At 69.4% G+C, this 17,489-nt stretch carries 26 protein-coding genes and 1 pseudogene; 1 reads left to right on the top strand and 26 read right to left on the bottom strand.

The features are described 5' to 3' along the window. The 15 genes from ACIO3R_RS32325 to ACIO3R_RS32255 form a co-directional block, all read right to left on the bottom strand. Positions 1 to 168 (bottom strand): hypothetical protein, encoded by a 168-nt coding sequence (locus ACIO3R_RS32325; RefSeq protein WP_402110578.1) that lies wholly within the window; start codon positions 166 to 168, stop codon positions 1 to 3. Further along, a complete protein-coding gene (locus tag ACIO3R_RS32320; RefSeq protein ID WP_402110576.1) occupies positions 165 to 518 on the bottom strand; it encodes a head-tail adaptor protein in 354 nt (117 codons plus the stop codon). Before ACIO3R_RS32320 ends, ACIO3R_RS32325 begins: the two co-directional genes overlap by 4 nt. Then, positions 515 to 1,108 carry a hypothetical protein gene (locus ACIO3R_RS32315; RefSeq protein ID WP_402110575.1) on the bottom strand — a complete coding sequence of 198 codons (594 nt, stop codon included), beginning with the start codon at positions 1,106 to 1,108 and terminating at the stop codon, positions 515 to 517. The genes ACIO3R_RS32320 and ACIO3R_RS32315 overlap by 4 nt, the downstream gene beginning before the upstream one ends. Before the next feature lie 17 nt (positions 1,109 to 1,125). Further along, a complete protein-coding gene (locus tag ACIO3R_RS32310; RefSeq protein WP_402110574.1) occupies positions 1,126 to 1,707 on the bottom strand; it encodes a hypothetical protein in 582 nt (193 codons plus the stop codon). Beyond that, positions 1,707 to 2,042, bottom strand: coding sequence for a hypothetical protein (locus ACIO3R_RS32305; RefSeq protein ID WP_402110573.1), 336 nt, complete (start codon positions 2,040 to 2,042; stop codon positions 1,707 to 1,709). The genes ACIO3R_RS32310 and ACIO3R_RS32305 overlap by 1 nt, the downstream gene beginning before the upstream one ends. A gap of 1 nt (position 2,043) precedes the next feature. Then, the gene (locus ACIO3R_RS32300) at positions 2,044 to 2,412 is read right to left on the bottom strand and encodes a hypothetical protein (RefSeq protein WP_393332502.1); all 369 of its coding nucleotides are present in this window, start codon (positions 2,410 to 2,412) and stop codon (positions 2,044 to 2,046) included. A gap of 16 nt (positions 2,413 to 2,428) precedes the next feature. After that, entirely contained in the window at positions 2,429 to 3,292 is an 864-nt protein-coding gene (locus tag ACIO3R_RS32295) for a P22 phage major capsid protein family protein (RefSeq protein WP_402110571.1), read from the bottom strand. A gap of 15 nt (positions 3,293 to 3,307) precedes the next feature. Next, entirely contained in the window at positions 3,308 to 4,039 is a 732-nt protein-coding gene (locus ACIO3R_RS32290) for a hypothetical protein (protein ID WP_402110569.1), read from the bottom strand. 52 nt (positions 4,040 to 4,091) lie between these two features. After that, positions 4,092 to 5,021 (bottom strand): hypothetical protein, encoded by a 930-nt coding sequence (locus tag ACIO3R_RS32285; RefSeq protein ID WP_402110568.1) that lies wholly within the window; start codon positions 5,019 to 5,021, stop codon positions 4,092 to 4,094. After that, positions 5,018 to 6,496: a phage portal protein gene (locus tag ACIO3R_RS32280; protein WP_402110566.1), complete on the bottom strand. Its 1,479-nt coding sequence runs from the start codon at positions 6,494 to 6,496 to the stop codon at positions 5,018 to 5,020. The genes ACIO3R_RS32285 and ACIO3R_RS32280 overlap by 4 nt, the downstream gene beginning before the upstream one ends. 10 nt (positions 6,497 to 6,506) lie before the next feature. After that, positions 6,507 to 8,132, bottom strand: coding sequence for a hypothetical protein (locus ACIO3R_RS32275; RefSeq protein WP_402110564.1), 1,626 nt, complete (start codon positions 8,130 to 8,132; stop codon positions 6,507 to 6,509). Beyond that, positions 8,116 to 8,571, bottom strand: a complete 456-nt coding sequence (locus tag ACIO3R_RS32270; RefSeq protein ID WP_402110563.1) for a hypothetical protein — start codon at positions 8,569 to 8,571, stop codon at positions 8,116 to 8,118. The genes ACIO3R_RS32275 and ACIO3R_RS32270 overlap by 17 nt, the downstream gene beginning before the upstream one ends. Positions 8,572 to 9,123: 552 nt before the next feature. Next, a complete protein-coding gene (locus tag ACIO3R_RS32265) occupies positions 9,124 to 9,498 on the bottom strand; it encodes a hypothetical protein (RefSeq protein WP_402110561.1) in 375 nt (124 codons plus the stop codon). 64 nt (positions 9,499 to 9,562) lie between these two features. Further along, positions 9,563 to 9,808, bottom strand: a complete 246-nt coding sequence (locus ACIO3R_RS32260) for a hypothetical protein (RefSeq protein WP_402110560.1) — start codon at positions 9,806 to 9,808, stop codon at positions 9,563 to 9,565. 127 nt (positions 9,809 to 9,935) lie between these two features. Continuing rightward, a complete protein-coding gene (locus tag ACIO3R_RS32255) occupies positions 9,936 to 10,364 on the bottom strand; it encodes a hypothetical protein (protein WP_402110558.1) in 429 nt (142 codons plus the stop codon). A 101-nt stretch (positions 10,365 to 10,465) separates the two neighbouring features. Between ACIO3R_RS32255 and ACIO3R_RS32250 the strand changes: the two genes are divergently transcribed. Next, positions 10,466 to 11,086 carry a hypothetical protein gene (locus ACIO3R_RS32250; RefSeq protein WP_402110556.1) on the top strand — a complete coding sequence of 207 codons (621 nt, stop codon included), beginning with the start codon at positions 10,466 to 10,468 and terminating at the stop codon, positions 11,084 to 11,086. A 76-nt stretch (positions 11,087 to 11,162) separates the two neighbouring features. Here the strand turns inward: ACIO3R_RS32250 and ACIO3R_RS32245 are convergent, their stop codons facing one another. The 11 genes and pseudogenes from ACIO3R_RS32245 to ACIO3R_RS32195 all read right to left on the bottom strand — a co-directional run. Further along, on the bottom strand, positions 11,163 to 11,345 hold the full coding sequence (locus tag ACIO3R_RS32245) for a hypothetical protein (RefSeq protein ID WP_402110554.1): 183 nt from the start codon (positions 11,343 to 11,345) through the stop codon (positions 11,163 to 11,165). Between the two features lie 193 nt (positions 11,346 to 11,538). Beyond that, positions 11,539 to 13,713 carry an ATP-binding protein gene (locus tag ACIO3R_RS32240; RefSeq protein ID WP_402110552.1) on the bottom strand — a complete coding sequence of 725 codons (2,175 nt, stop codon included), beginning with the start codon at positions 13,711 to 13,713 and terminating at the stop codon, positions 11,539 to 11,541. An 87-nt stretch (positions 13,714 to 13,800) separates the two neighbouring features. Beyond that, a complete protein-coding gene (locus tag ACIO3R_RS32235) occupies positions 13,801 to 14,127 on the bottom strand; it encodes a hypothetical protein (protein WP_402110551.1) in 327 nt (108 codons plus the stop codon). 17 nt (positions 14,128 to 14,144) lie between these two features. Continuing rightward, positions 14,145 to 14,345 carry a hypothetical protein gene (locus ACIO3R_RS32230; RefSeq protein ID WP_402110550.1) on the bottom strand — a complete coding sequence of 67 codons (201 nt, stop codon included), beginning with the start codon at positions 14,343 to 14,345 and terminating at the stop codon, positions 14,145 to 14,147. Between the two features lie 84 nt (positions 14,346 to 14,429). Beyond that, positions 14,430 to 14,732, bottom strand: a complete 303-nt coding sequence (locus ACIO3R_RS32225) for a hypothetical protein (RefSeq protein WP_402110549.1) — start codon at positions 14,730 to 14,732, stop codon at positions 14,430 to 14,432. Continuing rightward, on the bottom strand, positions 14,729 to 15,580 hold the full coding sequence (locus tag ACIO3R_RS32220) for a hypothetical protein (protein ID WP_402110548.1): 852 nt from the start codon (positions 15,578 to 15,580) through the stop codon (positions 14,729 to 14,731). Before ACIO3R_RS32220 ends, ACIO3R_RS32225 begins: the two co-directional genes overlap by 4 nt. Further along, positions 15,577 to 15,993, bottom strand: a complete 417-nt coding sequence (locus tag ACIO3R_RS32215; RefSeq protein ID WP_402110547.1) for a DUF6907 domain-containing protein — start codon at positions 15,991 to 15,993, stop codon at positions 15,577 to 15,579. The genes ACIO3R_RS32220 and ACIO3R_RS32215 overlap by 4 nt, the downstream gene beginning before the upstream one ends. After that, entirely contained in the window at positions 15,990 to 16,244 is a 255-nt protein-coding gene (locus ACIO3R_RS32210; protein WP_402110546.1) for a hypothetical protein, read from the bottom strand. Before ACIO3R_RS32210 ends, ACIO3R_RS32215 begins: the two co-directional genes overlap by 4 nt. Further along, positions 16,241 to 16,717, bottom strand: a complete 477-nt coding sequence (locus ACIO3R_RS32205) for an RNA polymerase sigma factor (protein ID WP_402110545.1) — start codon at positions 16,715 to 16,717, stop codon at positions 16,241 to 16,243. Before ACIO3R_RS32205 ends, ACIO3R_RS32210 begins: the two co-directional genes overlap by 4 nt. A 93-nt stretch (positions 16,718 to 16,810) precedes the next feature. Next, on the bottom strand, positions 16,811 to 17,020 hold the full coding sequence (locus ACIO3R_RS32200; protein ID WP_402110544.1) for a hypothetical protein: 210 nt from the start codon (positions 17,018 to 17,020) through the stop codon (positions 16,811 to 16,813). A gap of 86 nt (positions 17,021 to 17,106) precedes the next feature. Further along, positions 17,107 to 17,489: pseudogene (locus ACIO3R_RS32195) on the bottom strand (hypothetical protein); the annotation flags it as partial.

Raw genomic sequence — 17,489 nt, 5'->3', positions numbered from 1 at the left:
CTACTTCTTGACCGAGCGTCGGATCTCTCCGAGCTCGGCAGCGATTGCGAGGAGCGCCCACGCGCAAGCGCTCAGGGGCGCCGGTTCGGTCAGTGCCTGCTCGGCGTTCTGTCTGCACTCCAGCGCATCAGCCGGCAGGGGCCGCCGCTCCGGGACGGTATTGCTCATGCCCCGCCCTCCTTCTGAATGAGTTGGCACGGGGCCTTGGAGTACACGGGAGTGGACGGCTGCACCACGGCCAGGACCCGCAGCGTCTGGGCCTGGCCGAGCCGGTCCGTGCCGCGTAGCTCGTCGCCGCGGCGCACGTCGGCGGACGGCAGGAGGTACACGGTGTGGTCGTGCCTGCTCCCGGCCTGCTGGGCGAGCAGCTGATCGGCGTTGGACGGCTGGTCGACCTTGGCGCGGACGGTGCCGGGCTGCTGCACCAGAGTGGTCTCCTGCCCGCCGTACCCGTCCGGCACGGTCGTCGGCCGCCACACCTTCAGCCGCCGGTTCAGGAACCGCCCCGGGCCCCTCACCGCGACCGGACCAGACCGGCGCCGCCACCGAACCGGGCGGCCAGGCGCTCGCGCAGGTAGTCCGGCAGCTCCATCTCGGTGATGAGTCCGTTGCTGCCGTAGGTGACGGCGTAGTCACCGATCCGCTCCGAGGTGACGTTGCCCGCGGCGAGCCCCGCCCCGTCGTCCTCCGACCGGTACGCGGTCATGGCGGCGGCCACCATCCTGCACACCAGGTCGACGATGTCGTCCGGCGCCTCGGGCAGGCCGTGCGTGTAGGTAACTTCCACCTCGGACGGGCCGTCGGCGGCGGTCCACCCGGCGAACCGCCACAGCCGTTCCGTGCGCAGCCGCCAGTCCGTGGCCGTCGCGCCGTCGATGGCGACCGCGGCAACGGACTGGATCGGTGGACCGGGCAGCCGCAGCCGCTGGTCCGCCTCGCCCTCCAGGATCACGGTGGATGTCGTCTCGGAGATCGGGGACCCGGCCGCCTCCCGGACCGCGGCCGAGGCGACGGCGAGACATCGCTCAGCGATCGTGGTCTCGTCGCCTTCGACGGTCATGCCAAGCGCGGCCAGGTCGGCCAAAGTTGCGAGCGGATCGAGCGCCACAGCGTGCCCCCTTCTGGTCAGGCCCCGGTGATGATGCCGCGCGTGCGCAGCGCCGCCAGCAAGGCGTTGAAGTCGGTCACGACCCCGGCGGCGTCCGTGGCCACGGAGTTGTTGACCGCGGCCGCCGACCCGGTGAGGAGCCCGGTGTGGGTGTGGTTGCCCGCCGCCGCGGTGGTCGCGGTCGAGCCGATGGCCCGGACCGTGGCTGTGCCCGCAGGGCCGGCCGTCAGCCTTGCGTCGTTGCCCGCGACCGCGGTCGACGCGGTCGCGCCGATCGTCGGGGCGAAGGTGGTGGGCTTGTCGGTGATGTCGTCCCACGCGACCACCGCACCGCCGGACGCGGCAGCGGCGATCGGGACGTTGTGGACGGTCCGCCCGCCCGGGTACGTGAGGTCGTAGAGGCCGGCCTCGGCCACCGCCGACCACGCCCCGGACGCCAGATCTGTGAGCCCCGGGTTCGGGGCCGGCACGGTCCCTGCGTCGTCCTGCCACAGCTCCGCCAGATCGGTCGTGCCCGCGGCGTGCACGGTGACCTCACCCGCACGGATGAGGTCACCGTTCGCCGCGCGGGCCACCTCGGTGTAGCGGCCCAGCGCCATCAGGCACCTACCAGATCGATCAGGTCGGCCTTCGTGAGCGCGCCCGCGTCCTCGGCGGGCAGCAGGCCGCGCCCCACGACGTAGGCGATCCACTCGGCCTTGGTGTCGTTCACCGCAGGGCGCGGTGTTCGGCCGTCCGTCAGAGCGGAGCCGTTCGACGGCGTGGTGCCGTCCTCTTCCTGGCCGCCCGCAGGAGCGCCCGCATATGGGGAGCCGTCGGCGTTTACGCGGACGAGCAGGCCCCGCTCGTACCGGTCTGTGATGCCTTCGGGCAGGGGCAGGTCCATCGCGAAGATGTGCCCGCCCTCGCCGCGGACGTGGATCGTCTCGGCCATGTCAGGTGTTCCTCGGAACTCGGAGTGCGGCGATCGTGGCGCCGGTCGTCTCGGCCTCGATGAGCATCGACCCGTCGGACTGGACGAACCGGCCCGACTCGAACGGGCCGATGAGCTGCACGCCGGTCGTCGCGGCGACAGTGACGACGAGGTCGCCCTGCCCGGCCGCGAGCGCGGGCGGCATGTCCCCGGCCTTGATAGTGATGTCCTGCTCCGCGCCAGTGTTCACAACGCGGAGCACCGTGAGTTCCGGGAATGCGTTGCTGATCTGCATGTTGTTCGTCGGAGCGGCGACTGTCGTGGTACCGGCGGGCTGGGCAAGGTTCCCGTTCGGCACGAGGTTGGAGTAGGGGATCTGTGTGGTTGCCATGAGTCAGGCTCCTCGGTCAGGCGGTCGGGTTGATGAACGCGGCGGCCATGTGGTCCGGGCGGACGAGCTTCGCGCCGTACAGGGCGAGGCCCTTCACCGCGTCGGAGAACGAGGACTCGGGGCGGTAGGCCTCGGTCTTGTTGATCTGCTCGGCGAACGTGATCGCGGCGTTCGTCCCGGCGGTGACCACCTGCGTGTCGCCGGTCGGGTTGGGGATGTTGTTCGACTCGTAGATGTCGAACCCGGCCGCGCGGCCGACCATGCCGTTGCGCAGGCCGTCGCTGGTGCCCGACTCGTTCACCTTGATGAACCGGGAGTCGAGGAGCAGCGAGGCGTAGAACTCGGCGGACACGATCGCGTACCGGCCCGCCGTCGGAACGTTCGCCCGCGTGAGCCGGGTCCGCAGCGGCACAAGGACCTTGTCGTAGGCATCCGTCGGCGTGGTGTACGTGTCGATGGGCGAGCCCTGCACGTTCAGGAAGTTGCCGGTCTGGATCTGCGTGTACATCCCGGCCACGTACTGGTCGACGGTGTCCGCGAGCGCGTAGGCAGCCTCGGACATCGCCTGCGGGACCAGGCCGCCCTTGGCCTGCCGCGCGTCCACGTCGTCGATGCTGAACGCCCAGTACTTCGACTGGTCGACGACGAGGGTGCGCTGCCCGGTGGTGAGCTTCTCCGGCGTGATGACGGTGGTGCCGGGCACGTAGGTACCGACGGCCGGCCGGGACACCGAAGTGATGCGGACGGTGTCACCCGCTTCGCTGATGTCGCCCTCGTAGTCGCGGTTCACGACGGTCGGGCCCGCGTAGATGAGGTTCTTCCGGACCGCGACGAGCAGTCGCGAGGACCAGATTTCGGGAACGAAGTTCCGCACGGACATGGGGATTCCTCCTGGTTACTTGCCGTCCATGAGGTCGTCGAGCCGGCCGTCTTCACGGGCCTTGTCGATCGCCTCGGCGGACATGGTTTTGAGGTCTGCTCGGGTGAGCTGCTTCGGCCGGCCCGCCTTGCGCGCTGCGCCGCCGTCGCCAGTGCCCTGGAACCTCTTCGCCGTTGCGGCTGCCAGGTAGGGCCGTTCCTTCACGAGGTCCTCGATCGCGTCGGCGATCTCGTCCTCGTCGACCTGGCCGTCCTCGTCGACCTCGAACTGATCGAGGTCAAGGTGGACCAGGGCGTCCTTGGGGTTGATGAGCTTCCCGGCCGCCGCGGCCCGCACCTCGGACCGCAGGATCCGGGTGTTGGCGCGCGCAGTTGCTGCGGCATCGGCCTTGGCCTGGATCTGGTCAGCGTCGCCGTCCCCGGCCGGCTTCTCCTGCAGCTTGGCCTCGGCCGTCCGACGGCGCTCGCGCTCCGTCTTCAGCTTGGCCTTCATGGAGTCCAGGGCACGCTTGCCCTTGTCGCCGAGGGCGTCGGCGCCATCCGGTTCGTCGCCTGCGTCGTCGTCCGGCTCCTCGCCGTCGGGCTTCTCCTCCGCGTCATCCCCGTCGCCGCTGTCGTCGGGCTGCTCGTCGCCCTCGTCCCCGTCCTCGCCGCCACCGTCGGCGTACAGGGTGAACGGGTCGGCGTAGGGGTGGGCCCAGCCGGACGTGTGTGCGCGGGCATGGCGAGGCAGGGTGCTGCGGTTCATGGGTGTCTCCCGTTGCGGGGGCGGGCCCGCGCGTTGCGCGCGAGCGGGTCAGTCAGAACAGGTAGCCGTACAGGCGCAACAGCCGAATCTGGTGGTCGCGGTCGCTGGTCTGCCGGAAAATCTCCTCGGGCATCAGCCGGGGTGATCCCTTGGGGAGCCCTTTGGCGGCGAGGCCGCGCTTCGTGGTGCTCTCGGTCGTGGCCTGCACCTGCCGACCGAACACGGTGGCGGCGGCCATCCCGCGGCGGGCGTTCACGACCATGCCGATGTCGGCGCCCTCATCGATCGCTTTCACCGCGGCCTCACCGAACGCGCTCTTCCGCTGGGCGGCCGACATGTCGTCGTACACCCGCTGCGGATCCTGCGCCTTCGGTGTGTGCTCGCGCGTCACAGGCTCCATGCCGCAGTGACAGCGCGGATGCCGGGCGAACCCGGACGACGTTCCGTACTCCCTGCCCGCCAGGACGATGCACCGCGAGCACGCCCCGGCCTCCACCACCCGGATGTACGAGGTGACCCCGGGGCGGGAGACCATGCCGACCTGGTCCGCCGCACGGCCCGCATCCGCGACCGCGGTACGGACCATGAGGTCGAGGAGCGCGTTCCCGGACGCCATCGCCTGCGCAATCGGGACGCCCTGGCCAAGGAGGCGCATCACCGTCCACATCGGAACCTGCAACGCCTGAACGAGCGGGGTCCCGTCCCCAGTGATACCGGCCAGCGACAGCGGGTCCAGGCGGTCTGACGCGGCCTGGTCAGGGTCCTGACCGAGCAGCCGCAGCAGCCACGGCTCGGTAGCCTGCCCCGCCGCCAGTTGCGCACCGGCCACCGCCGCGATGACGGGGCCGAGGAGCGCGACCCAGGACGGCACCGGGTTGTCCCGGTCGACCTTCCGCCACGCACCCCGTGCCGCGCGTGCGGCAGCCGCTGCGAGGCGGATGCGGGCGGTGGCGTGCGCGACTGCGGACGCGGTCGGGCTCACGCCGCAGCCTCGGCTTCAGGCTCGGGCTCCACCTCGGCCCCGGGCTGGGGAAGGGGCGCGGCGCCGGTCGTGAGTTGCCGGGTGATCTCCGAGACGGGGTCCATCTCGATCTCCCGCTCGCGCTGCTTGAGGACGTCGCCGACCTCGGTCGGGGTGAGCCCGTACCGCAGGGCCAGCCACTCGAACGGGAACCCGAGCTGCTTGAGCTTCAGCAGCGCGTCGGCCATCTGCGCGTGCGAGCGCGACTCCGAGTCGGCCCACAGCACCCGGCCGGACCGCATCGCGTCGGCCTCTGCCTCCTTGCCCTGCGCCAGGAGAATCAGCCGAGCCACCTCGCGCAGGCCCTGCCCGAACCACAATTTCTTTTCGTCGACCCGCTGCACCAACCCGGTCTCCGCGGCAAGCAGCGCGTCGGCGGACAGGTTCGCCATTTTCCCGATCAGGTAGTGCTGTGGGGTCCGGGTCTGGGCGGCAAGGTGACCAACGGCGACCTCAATGATCTCGGTGTACGCGGCCAGGTTCGCGGCCTGCCACTCGGCAATCTTGGCGTCCTTGCCGGTGATCCACGCGGTGCGGTCGACCTGGAACTTGTCGAGGTCCATCGGAATCTGCCCGACGACCACCCCGTCCGAGTTGAACTTGGGGATCATCGGCCGCTCTGCGCCGAGGACTACACGCTGCGGGAACGACGCGTAGTCGGACGCGGTGAACAGCTGCGCCCACAACAGGTTGATGGCGTCCTGCATCGACGTCACCCCGGCCACGTCCGAGATCGGCTCGTCGACCAGCATCGGCTTGTTCGGGAGCTCCACCATCGGCACCACGCCCATGGGGTTCGGCTGCGGGTTCGGCTCGTCGCCCGTATCCCGCGGCGTCCAGCTGTCCATCTCCTCATCGACATCAGCCATCTGCGGGGACTTGTCCTGCTGCGCCAGCGGCCGGCAGAACTTCCACACTTCGGTCTTCAGGTAGAGGGTGGCGTAGTCCTGGTTGCCGTCCTGCCACCGCTTCAGCGCTGCTCGGCGCAGACGGCGAGAGCCGGGCTCGTAGGCGACAATCGACTGGGACGCGTCCTCGAACGTGACCACCGGCGTGTCTTCGTCGTCAGGGTTGCCCCACACCAGCACGAAGGAGCGCGCCCCGGTCACTGCGCCGAGGAACCCGAGCTGGCTATCGGCGTCGAGGCCGTTGACCTGCCACACCTTCCACAGGCCCCTGTCAGCGGACAGTTCACCGTCGGCCTGGAACCCAGTGACGGTCAGCCGCTCCACCGGGGAATCAGCCACCACCTGCGTCCAGTTGTCGGAGAAGTCCTTGTACCGGTGGCCGTGGAACTTCGCGAACTCGGCCGACGCGAACTTCAGCCGCTGCTCGCCGCGGTAGTAGTTGTTGTGCCGGTCGATGTCGCCGCGCCGCCGGATCAGCTCGTTCTCCAGTTTCGCGACCAGCTGGAGAGCCTGCCCCTCCGTAGCCATGGGCCCTCCCTCAGCTGCCGTAGTAGTAGGACACCTGGCGCTCGGCCAGGCCCGCCGCGATCACGTCGCCCAGCGCCTCATGGGCGAGGATGCTGGGGATCGTGGCGTCGATCTTCTGAACGTCGCTGGCCTTCCGCAGCACGTACCGGTCCATCGGGCGTGCCTTCGCTCGGGTGTTCTCGATGTGGGACTGCGTGATCTCGCACCCGTCGTGCCGGAACGTTCCGTCCTGCTTGATCACGTCGGTCTTCAGGCGCTCGCACGCGGCATGCATCTGGACGATGCGCCGGGTGTGCCACCGGATCACCCGCTCCTCGCCGAACTCGTCGACCCAGTCGTCGATCTCGGTATCCCAGTACGGCGGATCCGCGTACAGGCGGACCACGTCGTACCGGCGGAACACCTGCTCCATGGCTGCCCGCACCTCGGCGCGCGGGACCTGTCCGCCGGTGCCGGCCGGGTTCCAGATCGTCGGGGCATCATCCGGCCCGTACAGCGGCGTGAACTGGTAACCGTCCATCGTCTCTGCGCGGATCGCGGTCCAGTCATCCGAGTCGGATCCGTCGAACCCGAGGACAATCCGTGTCGCTGGCCTGATGCGTCGCGGCGCCGCCTTGGCCGCCCACTTCGCACCGTCCAGCCACGCGGCGCTACCCGCTACGCACCGGTTCCCGAAGAACCGTTCGGCCTGCGCCGGGTCCTTCTCCATGATCTCGGCGGCCTCGGCCTCGATCGCGTCCAGGTCGACGTGCGACGACCCGGCGTACACGATGGTGTGGATCTTCCGGCGCTGCCGCTTGTCGCCGTAGGACAGCGACCGCGGAGCCTGCGGGTGGTACCGGAAGATGTCGCGCGCCTTCGCCTCGGACGTCGACTGCGCCACCGAATCCTCCGACGGATCCCACCCGTTCGTCGTCTCCATCGACCGGCCACCCATGCCTGCCGCGCCACGACGCTGTGTCTCAGCCACCCGCCGGAGCTTGTTCGCCGTGTTGTACAGGCCAGTCTCGTCCTGCATGGCGAAGACGATCGGGTTACCGAGACGGGACAGCGCCGACGACGTGACGACGTCGATACGCCCGTCGTCACCGACCCGCGTGAACTCCTCGCCCGACTGCATCAGCCCGGACAGCGGGCCGCGCTTCACCATCGACCGCAGCGGCCGGTAGACGTTCGCCACCTGGTCCTCGGACGTGGCGGTCAGCTGGATCAGGGGTGTCGGCCACGGGACGCCCATCGGCTCGCCGGGCTGGTAGTCGTACCACCAGCCGCAGCCGCACCCGTGGTCAGAGCATCGGTACCGCTCCCCGCCCTTGGCCCAGCCGTTGAACACGGCGGGGCCAGCCGCCTCTGCCAGAACGATCGTCGCCGACCACGGCCCCTTGCCCGTCTTCTGCGGCGCCACAACCTGCGACCGCCGGTACCGGAACGCGGGCGCCAGCTGCCCGACGGTGGCCGCAGGCTTCACGCGGTAGTGGTTGACCGTGCACCACAACTGCCACGGGTACAGCTCCATGTCCTCACCGGCACGGAACCCGTCCGGGACCGGGCAATGCGCCTCGATCCAGTCCGGCACGATCCACATGGTGGGGAAGTCGACAACGAACTCGGCCCCGACGTCAGGCGCCTTCGCCACTGGGCACGACCCTCAGCCGGTCACGGGCCGACGGGCGCCGGACCGGAGCCGCGGCAGGAGCCGCCGCGGCGGCTGGCTCCTCGATCGCCGGGGCGATCTTCCACCGGTTCCGGTTCATGCCCGCCACGCTCAACCCGAGGCTGTCCAGGTACGACCGGACCATCTTCTTCACGTCCACGCGCGCGTCCGCCCGCTCGGCCTCGGCCAACGTCCGCACGAACAGCGCCACCTCCAACGCCTGATCCATGTCCTCCCAGACCACCGCCTGCGGCTTCTTCCACAGGTCGTCCCACAGGTCCAGCTCACGATCAGCCGGTGCGGTCAGCGGCCACTCGGGCGGGTCACCGACTCGGCCCTCGGCCGGCAGCGTCCGCCATCCGCCCTTGTCCATGGACACCGCGCTCTTCAGCGACCGCGGATCCGGCGCCGGCCCGGACACTGCACGAGCTCCACCACGGGGCATGTCGATCTCCTTCCGCACTGCGTTGCGCAGCACCGACGGCCGTCACATTGCGTGACAACTGGAACCCTTTGAACCCTGCGCACCTTCGAGCGCCCTCCCCCGCGTCTGGGAACCCCCAGGTCGGAGGGGTCACCCCCCTGGGTCGGTGTCGCTCAGCGTGACGTCGATGTCAGTGGCCGAACGTTTCTCGTGCGGTTTTCGCGCTGTGATGCCGTTTGCTCATCGCCTGCCAGTTGGCCGGGTCGTAGCCGCGTGGTCCGAGCGGTCCGAGCCCGTCGATGTGGTCAACCTCGGTTGCCCGGTCCCGTTGCAGGGGTGGCAGGGCGACGCACCGTTCGCATTCGCAGTACGGGTGATCGCGCAGGTATGTGGTGCTGGCGTTGATCCAGCGTGTGCCTCGTCCTGCGTTGCGGGATGCGGGGCGGGCCTGGGTGGCCTGGGCCTGGCATGGGGGGCATCTGCCGCTGGGGATGAGGGTGGGGCACCCCGGCGTTGGACAGACCTGCATGGCCTTACGTGTGGGCATGGTCAGCTCCTGGGGACACCGAGCTCATCACCGAGTCGGCGGATGCGCTTCATGGGCCAGCACAACCCCAGCCCCTTGGTGGCAGCCTGTACTGCTGCATCACTGGACTGCTGGGCAACGGCCAGTAGGCGAAGCCACCCAGCGTCTACCCAGATGGTGGCGTTGTGGCCGCAGGTGAGCTTGGCGGGCTGATCGCGGGTAGGCGGGCAGCCAACCTCTACCAGGGGGTAGGAGTAGCGGCCGACCAGAAGGTCGCAGTGCGGGTGCCCGTCAATACCGGCTGCGAGGGCGGCTTCGGCATCCTCTGGCCTGTTCCACTCGCCGTGGGCGGTCGCCGGGTCGTGGGACATGCACAGGATGCGGTAGGTGCTGCTCACGTGCGCCTCCTGGGCATGCGTGAGCCCGGCCTGCTTGGTGCTGGCCGGGCTCGGGAGAGGCGTGTTACGGGCAGCTTGCGCCACGAACCGGATCGAAGCGATACATACCTTCCGACAGCAGTCCTGTCGCAGAGGCGCCCGCCGCGTCCTCTGCCATCCGGCCAAAGGCAAGAGCCTGCCCGTGGTTCGGCCCGTCAGCACCGCACTTCATGGTGATGAAGTAGCCACCCTCGCCAGGGTTGTCGGCAAGGACTTGGTCGAACACATCGCGCAGCCTTCGCCTGACGTCGATGGTCACCTCAATGTCCACGTAGGCATCTGAGTCTGTTCGTTCAGAAACCGTGTAGGGGGGCGCCGGTTCTTCGGGGGTGTTGCCGCCGCAGCTGACCAACGCGAGTGTGACAGCGACTGCTGCTATGCCGCTCCGGATGCGCATGTCAGAAGTCGGGGCAGAGATTCTTGCGGACGACCTTCAGGATCTTCCCGGCCGTTGCTGCGCCGTGCCCGTTCGGGTGGGTGGGGCTGGTGAACCGCTGGTTCGTCAGGTCGATCAGCTTGGCCTGGTCCTTGGGTGAACTCTTCACCGAGCTGCAGGTGTTCAGTCCGCGGTCGACGGCCTTCTCGGTCTTGCCGTGGACGATGTCCGTGTCGATGGCGTCGAGGGCCTTGATGTACGCGGCGGTCACGGTGGCGTTGGGCTTCGGCGGGAGGCCAGCGGCTTCCCGCGCGGCTTCACGGTCTGCTGCGGACAAGGTGGGCACCTTGCTGGGTTTGTTGGCGACCTTGTCGTCGTCGCTGCCGCTGCATGCGGTGAGCGTGGTGAGGAGAAGGCCGGCCGCGATTACGGCTGTGGTGGTGGTGCGCATGGTCCCCCCAGGATGGCTGTGAAGGGGAAGTGTGGCACGTATGTGGAACAAGTGAATGCCGGTCGCCGTCACGGGCCTTGAGACTGGCAGAATGCGGCGGCATGGATCAGGGGGATGCAGCCGTTTGGGCTGCAGGCATTGGAGCGGCCAGCGCGTTGGTTGGCGCGGCAGCGGGGTACCTGGCGGGCCGCCTGCAGGCGAAGGCCACAGTCGACGGAGTGAAGCTCCAGTTGACGGGGCAGCGGAACGAGGCGATCTGGCAAGCCAAGGTCGATGCGTATGCAGCCGTCGTGGCGGAGTTCAATCAGACTCGCATGCTGATTGCGCAGTTCGTCGCCCTGCTTGATGCGGGCCGTCGGGAGGCACGGCATCTGCGCGAGTTCGGGTATGGCACCCGAGAGGAAGCTATGGGCGCATTGACCGAGGGAGTGAAGGCCTGCGTCTTTCAGGAGAACGTGCTTCGACTGCGGGTCTCGGCCTCGGAAGCGGACGCGGTGACGGATGTCCGCATCGCATTGTCCAAGGTCGTGGATGCCTCGTGGCCTTGGGCGGTTGCAAGAGCTGGGGGGCCTGGGAACGCCGCTGCGTTGAAGCGTGAGGTAGATCAACGCATGGATGACTTCCGGAACCTATTGGACGCGTTTGTGTCCGATTCGCAGATCAGGCTGTCGCACCCGCGCTCCGAGTGGCTGTACGGCGAAGACCCCGACCGGAGGGGATAGGTCGGGGTCTACGTATGTCTGGTGCGTGCGGGCATGCCGAACGCCCCTGAAGTGTTACACCGGGTGATCGTGCTGGTCAAGCTGCGTTGACCATGAGGTGTGGCGCGACTTCGTTGAGGTCGATGAGGGTGCGGCCGGCGCGGTCGTGGCCGTGGTGGGTGAGCGTCCCACGGTGGAGGCGGACGCGGAGGGTGCCAGGCTTGATGCCGGTGTACGCGGCGGCGGCGTAGATGTCGACGAGGAGCGGCTCAGGCTGCATGGAACCAGTCTGCCGCGCGCGAGTGCAGGGAGGGATGCGGAGGGCCCCCAGAGTGGCGCTGAGGGCCTTCTCGGCAGCGTCGGGGGCACACCACCTCCCTGCCTCCCTAAGATCGCGTTTTCGCTGATCAAGGCCGGTTCCAGGGGGCAGGGAGGTCGGAAGGGAGAACTCCCTTCCCTCAGGCGGCCTCCCTCTACTCGTCGGCGTCCGCCGAGCGCTTCAGGAGGGCGGACAGGAGGCGCTCCTTGCTCACGTGCATCTTGCCGTCCGTCTTGTACGGCTCGGCCCCGAGCGGCTCCAGATACTGCTTGAGGTCGGTGAACGACCAGCCCTTGTACGCCTCCGGGTTCAGCTCGGCCAGGCCCTGGAGAACCTCCTGCGTCCTCATGCGCGGCTCGTCGCCAATGACGCTGACGATGTCGGTAAGGCAGTCAACCGGCGCGGCCGGCGCGAATACCGCACCGCGCGTGGTGACCGCGGCCCGGTGGGCCTTCGCCCGGTCGGCGATGTCCTGCGCCGCGTCGCCGTCGATGAAGTGGGTGCGCACGGTGATGGACGACTGGCCCGCCGCGAGCTTGAGCCCGTCCCCGGCGATGACCAGGGTGCCCTTGTCCAGGCCCTGCCGAAGCTTGTGCGGGGCCGCCCCGCCGTCAACGGCTGCGTCACCCACAGCCATACGCGCCTGCGACTCGGTGCCCAGGACGAGGGAGCCGCGGATGTGGTTGCCCTCTCGGGTCCGCTTCGGCAGGTTCTCGTTCGTCGGGTCCTGGGTGCCCTCCCACGTGGTGACGTCGACTGCGCGGCCCTGGTCGTGAATGGCCTTGATGGCACGGAAGTAGCGGGAGGTGTTCCTCGCGCCGCCATATGGGATCTTGTCTTCGCCGACTGCAGCGGACCCGTATGCGACCTGTGCTTCGTCGACGACGACGACCAAGGGCCGCCAGGGCCCGCCGGGGTTGGTCAGACGCAGGTTCATCTCCCGCACCGCGCCCTCAACCATCTCGGTGGCCGCGATGACGTGCTCGTCGGTCGGGCCCTCGATGAGGACGGCGGCCAGGTCCTCGAACATCCCCCAGTCACCAATGCCCTTGAGGTCCGCGATGCGGAACTCGACTGTGGGATCGAACGCAAGCCACAGGGCGAGCGCTCGGAGTGAGGCGGTCTTGCCCTGGTTGGACAGGCCGGTGATCAGCATCATCCGCTGGTAGAGGCTGACCAGGGCGGCGTCGCCGCGCAGGTCCTGCCCCCACGGGGCCCGCCCGGTCTTGTAGTTGGCGGTGGTGTCCGGGTCGGTGACCAGCGGCGACGGGCCGATCGGCTCGTCCAGGGCGCCCGATTCGGCAATCCACAGGCGCACGGTCCGCGGCGACGGCGGGATGGTGATGAACACCTCGTGCTCGTGCCGGTTGAGGTTCTCGGCGAGCTTCCTGCGCCGGTTCTGGATCTCCTCGGTGGACACCCCGGACGGCAGGTGAACGTCGACTTCGACACCGCATCCGGCGATCGTGATCGGGGACAGCATCTGCGCGCCGACGTCGCCCATCTCCTTGATGGCCTTCTTCAGCGGGGCGACACCGAGGTCCCGCATGGCGGTGACCACGATGGACGGGGTGATCGCGGTTCCGTCGCTGCTCCGCTGATGCGCGGGAAGTGCCCAGTCGGGGGCGGTCCGGGAGTGCCGGCCGACGCTCCACAGGGCACCGAGGACCGCCCACGGCAGGAGCATGGACGCCACGCCCCAGACCACGGTGCCGATGATGACGGCCCACCGGATCGTGTCGATGAGGAACAGGGTCGGGACCAGGACGTCACCGACGTCACCGTTGGCGACGGCCAGGGCCGCCCCTGTGCCGAGGAGCAGGCCAGCGCCAACGGCGGTACCGGACAGGGCGCTCTTCGCGATGTGCTGCGGGGACGTCAGGAGCTCCATGCGGCGACGGTGCCGTTGGGCACGGAACTGCTGGCCGCGCTCCTCCCACTCCTTGGCCTCATCGAGGTTCCCCGCGGCTTCAGCGGCGCGGATCATCCGCTCGTACCGGGCTGCGCTGCGCCCGTCCCATGCCCGGCGGGTGACGATGCGGGCCCCACCGACGAGGTACCCGCCGTGGCGGACGGCCAGGCGCCCCGCAGCGATGGTGCGGTCGTGTTGGGCCAGCTGTCCGATGGCCCGCCCGGTCCGCACATGAAGACGCGGCACGGGCGGTTTGACCTGCTCCCCGGCCGGGGCGATCGGGGCGGGGCCGCCGGTGCCCTCTTCGGTGAACGACGGAAACGCCTGGTCAGTATGGGTGTCGAGGGCTTCTGGTGGAATGGGGGTCAGCTTGGTGAGGGTGTGCCCGTTGAGCGGCCGAACGGTGCTGTCCGTCATGCTGGTGTCTCCTGCTGCTCGAAGAGTGGCGGGTGGCACGGGGCGGCCGGACTTCCTTGGCCGGTGTGCGGCCGCCCCGTGGTGTAGCTACTGGCGGTCGGCCTTGTCGACGGCCTTTTCGGACCGGCGCAGCTGCTGCTCGGCGTCGCGGACCCGCTGCCGTGCGGCGGCCCGGTCCTCCTGGGCCGCGGTGCGCATCGCGGCCTTGGCGGCGGCGACCGCCTGGCGGTCCGTCTCCCGCACCGAGTACAGGGCGTTGAGCTCCCGCTGCCCACGCTCGGCGGCCGCGGCGTCGATGCGGTCGATGCGGCGTTCCTTGGAGGCCTCGGGGTTCAGGCCGGCCAGCGCCATACGGGAGCCGTCGCGGACCAGCTTGCGGCGGGTGCGCTTCTCGGCCGGGGTGTAGACGTGCATCGTGTTCTCCTCTCGGGTCAGGCGTTGTCGGCGGTGAGTGCGGCGGCCTTGGCGATGTCGGCGTAGACCGTGGCCAGGTCTCCGTAGATCGCGATGTGTGCGGCGTTCTGCTGGACGCTGCTGTAGGTGGCGTTGGCGTAGAGGTCGGCCTTGTCGGCGTACTCCACGGCCTTGGCCAGGGCGTGGATGCCGATCTCCTGCGGGGTGGGGGCGCTCATGGCGGCGGTTCCTCTCGGTTGTGGCCGGGGCTGTCCCGGCTCTCCTTGGCGCCCGGTCTCACTCCGGGCGCCGCGGGCAGCCGTTCAGCCCTTCCGGCGGACGTCCTGCCACACCGAGCGCAGGACCAGCACACAGACGGTCAGGGCCACTGCGGAGATCGCGATTGCGATGGCGGACACGGCGACCGCCAGGAGGAGCGCGGACCCGCCGATCCCGATCCCGATCCACTTCGCGGCACCCCCGGGGGATGCCGCGACGGGCGCCGGCGGGGTGACCGGCTGCTGGGCCAGCTGCTGCGCTTTCAGGACGGCGGTGATGAGGGCCAGCTGCTCCGAGTTCGCGGCGGCGTTGATGGCGTCCTGCGCAGCCTTTTCGAGGTCGCTCATGCCCGCCCGCTTCCGACGATGTCGCGGCGGAGCTCGGTCGCTTCGCGGCGGGACAGCCCGTATTCCTCGCGGAGCCTCTCGATGGTCACCGGCTTGTTCGTGGCGGTGACCACTTCCCGGTTGAGCTTGCGGGCCTGTCGCCGCAGCTCAGTGGGGGTGATGGTGACCGGGACGGTGACCACCTGGCGGGGCTCGGCGGCGGCCAGGATGCTGGTCAGTTCGGCCGGGCGGTGGTGGTCATCGACGGTGTCGAGAGATGACCAGTCGAGCATCTTCCAGTCGGTCTCGATCGCGGGCCGGGTGACCACCTGTGCGGGTGGGTCCGGGACGCGTTCGATGGTCACCGTGGTGGTCACGTCGGGGGCGACGATCGGGAGGAATTCGGCCCCGTCGGGTACCACCTCGGGTGTCGGTCGGATGACCACCGGGTCGCCGTACCGCTGCGGTGCGGGCGGCTCGGCCAGGTAGTCATCCACCTCGGCCGACGTCGGCTCCGGCTCACCAACCGTGGCCGTCTCTGCCACGGTCGGTGCCTCACTGAGCCGGTGGACGCGCCACAGGACGAGCGGGGCAATCGCGGACACGGCGACAACGAGCGGCCACGACACCGGGAGGATGCCGGAGCTCACCAGGTGGCTGGCGGCGTTCACCAGGATCAGGGCGATGACTGCGGCGGTCACGTCCCGCTTCGCCCGCAGCGCCTTGACCGCATAGATGTCGAGGGCGCCGGGGACGCCGGCGGCGACGTAGGTGCCGAAGCCGCAGGCGCGGGCCAGGTCGTACTCGGCGGAGGCCAGGACGACGAGGACAGCAATCAGGGCTCCCCACAGGAGCGGGTCCTTCTTCACTGGTCGTCACCGGCCCGGATGTTGATGAGCCGGTCGGCCATGGCATCGATCTGGTTGGCGTGGGTGCGGAGGGCGGCGGCGATCCGGCGTGAACCGGTCGGGCCGAATTCCTGATGCCCGTCGTCCGTCTCGACCTCCAGGAACACCTGGGTACGGTCGCTGAACGGCCACTGCACCAGGCTCACCTCGACGAGGCTTGTCGGGCCGTGCTCGGGGGTGTCGGCCAGGGCCCACTCCGAGTCGCCCCGGTGGGTGATCTCCGACTTCGCCGGCGCGTGCCGGTAGCCGTGCTGCACCACACACCAGGGCGGGCAGACCAGCCGAATGTCGCCAGCGTCCAGGGTGGTGACGGTCGTCGTACCGTCCGCGTTACGGCGGGGCTCCGGGGCCACGGTCGGGCGGTCGTCACTCATCGGCCGGCCCCCGTGTGTCCGTGGTGCCGGTATCCGGTGGGCGGGTGCTCGGCCAGCACGCGGCGGAGGTAGTCGACGTTCCACTGGATGTCGGCCGGGGGCTCGGCGAGTACGGCGCGGGCGGTGATGACGGCCAGGCCAGCCCGCCGGTCGAGGAGGGCTCGGAACTGGTTCAGGTCGGCGGCGTCCGTCGGGGAGGGGATGTCGATCGCGTCGAGGACGGCGTCGAGGAGGGCGCGGAGGTCGTTCACTGGGCGCCGCCGTTCTGGCGGGCGCGGCGCAGGGCCTCGTCCATGTCCGGGTCGGAGTCGCCGTTGCTGATGGCGGCGGTGCGGAAGCCGCTGGCGGACGGGGTGTAGTAGGCGCCGGCGGCGTCCAGGGGGCGGTTGGCGTACTGCCAGGTGCCGAGGTCGGTGGGCCGCTCCATGAGGTTCTTCTTGGTGCGGAAGTGGTGGGCCACGGTGCGGCGGGCGATGGTGGCGACCCAGCTGAAGACCTTGGCGTCGGTGGTGGCCTCGCATTTGTGGAGGTGGAGCCACACCTGGGTGAATGCTTCGGCGGTGAGGTCGTCGGTGAGGTGCTTGTCCTCGGCGTTGATGATGCGGCTGCCGACGAGCGCGGTGATGCGCGGCAGGTGGGTGGCGTAGATGGTGGCGAAGCGCTCGTTGAGCTGCTGCGCGGGGGTCATCGCGGTGGTGGCCGCGGGCATGGCAAACTCGGCCATAGCCGTCTCCTTGGTCGAATCAGGGAGTTCGGTCAGGCCCTTGGCTGGGATTCCCGTCCCAGCCTTGGGCCGTATTCAGTTGTGGGGGTGTAGCTACACCCGTTTCTGCTTCAGGGCGTTGATTGCCCTGCTGATTCCGGCTCGGGTGACCCCGAGTTCTCTCGCTACAGCTGCCTGGCTGCCGAGTTCGGTTTCGCCGTCGATCAGGGCTTGGGCCCGTTCGTCGGTCGCTTCCCGGTAGGCCTGCTGTGCGGCTTCCTGCTTACGGACGGCTTCGTCATGGCGCTCTCTCCACGTAGTCACGTCCCTCCTAGTACCGGAAGCGGCCCCTGCTCCACAACTGTAACCAGGGGTGGCGACAAGCGTCAAGGGGGGTGGCGACACGCATGTCACGCTGCATCACACCCCTGGGCGTCCTCGGCCATCCACGCCTTCAACTGGCCCCAGACGTAGGGCGGGTAACAGGTGTCGCACCACTCGCACCGCAGCGCCTTCTCACCACGGGGCAGCCACAACACCGCACCGCACAGCGTTCCGGACGAATCCATCGCCGGGCAGTGCCCGATACGCGTGCCCCGGTCGACAGCGGGGTCCGGGGCGATGATCGAGCGGACCGACTTCGTGAGCTCGCGCATCTCTCGGGCGAACGTGCCGGACTCCGACCAGGACATCGCGATCCACGGCATGTTCGACAGCAGCCCGGCCACTGCGGCGGCCAGGCGCCCGTCGACACCGCCGAGACCGGGCGCCCGCATGCCGCGCTCCTGACGGA

The sequence above is a fragment of the Streptomyces sp. NPDC087428 genome (genome assembly GCF_044744085.1).
Classification (GTDB): Bacteria; Actinomycetota; Actinomycetes; order Streptomycetales; family Streptomycetaceae; genus Streptomyces.
Note: the sequence above shows the minus strand (reverse complement) of the source record. Positions and strands in the feature narration are given on the sequence as shown.

Bases quoted from the DNA above. Each gene is read 5' to 3' on its own strand.
- ACIO3R_RS32325 (WP_402110578.1), bottom strand. From the start codon at position 168: ATGAGCAATACCGTCCCGGAGCGGCGGCCCCTGCCGGCTGATGCGCTG.
- ACIO3R_RS32310 (WP_402110574.1), bottom strand. From the start codon at position 1,707: ATGGCGCTGGGCCGCTACACCGAGGTGGCCCGCGCGGCGAACGGTGAC.
- ACIO3R_RS32305 (WP_402110573.1), bottom strand. From the start codon at position 2,042: ATGGCCGAGACGATCCACGTCCGCGGCGAGGGCGGGCACATCTTCGCG.
- ACIO3R_RS32300 (WP_393332502.1), bottom strand. From the start codon at position 2,412: ATGGCAACCACACAGATCCCCTACTCCAACCTCGTGCCGAACGGGAAC.
- ACIO3R_RS32295 (WP_402110571.1), bottom strand. From the start codon at position 3,292: ATGTCCGTGCGGAACTTCGTTCCCGAAATCTGGTCCTCGCGACTGCTC.
- ACIO3R_RS32290 (WP_402110569.1), bottom strand. From the start codon at position 4,039: ATGAACCGCAGCACCCTGCCTCGCCATGCCCGCGCACACACGTCCGGC.
- ACIO3R_RS32280 (WP_402110566.1), bottom strand. From the start codon at position 6,496: ATGGCTACGGAGGGGCAGGCTCTCCAGCTGGTCGCGAAACTGGAGAAC.
- ACIO3R_RS32255 (WP_402110558.1), bottom strand. From the start codon at position 10,364: ATGCGCACCACCACCACAGCCGTAATCGCGGCCGGCCTTCTCCTCACC.
- ACIO3R_RS32250 (WP_402110556.1), top strand. From the start codon at position 10,466: ATGGATCAGGGGGATGCAGCCGTTTGGGCTGCAGGCATTGGAGCGGCC.
- ACIO3R_RS32245 (WP_402110554.1), bottom strand. From the start codon at position 11,345: ATGCAGCCTGAGCCGCTCCTCGTCGACATCTACGCCGCCGCCGCGTAC.
- ACIO3R_RS32240 (WP_402110552.1), bottom strand. From the start codon at position 13,713: ATGACGGACAGCACCGTTCGGCCGCTCAACGGGCACACCCTCACCAAG.
- ACIO3R_RS32235 (WP_402110551.1), bottom strand. From the start codon at position 14,127: ATGCACGTCTACACCCCGGCCGAGAAGCGCACCCGCCGCAAGCTGGTC.
- ACIO3R_RS32230 (WP_402110550.1), bottom strand. From the start codon at position 14,345: ATGAGCGCCCCCACCCCGCAGGAGATCGGCATCCACGCCCTGGCCAAG.
- ACIO3R_RS32225 (WP_402110549.1), bottom strand. From the start codon at position 14,732: ATGAGCGACCTCGAAAAGGCTGCGCAGGACGCCATCAACGCCGCCGCG.
- ACIO3R_RS32215 (WP_402110547.1), bottom strand. From the start codon at position 15,993: ATGAGTGACGACCGCCCGACCGTGGCCCCGGAGCCCCGCCGTAACGCG.
- ACIO3R_RS32205 (WP_402110545.1), bottom strand. From the start codon at position 16,717: ATGGCCGAGTTTGCCATGCCCGCGGCCACCACCGCGATGACCCCCGCG.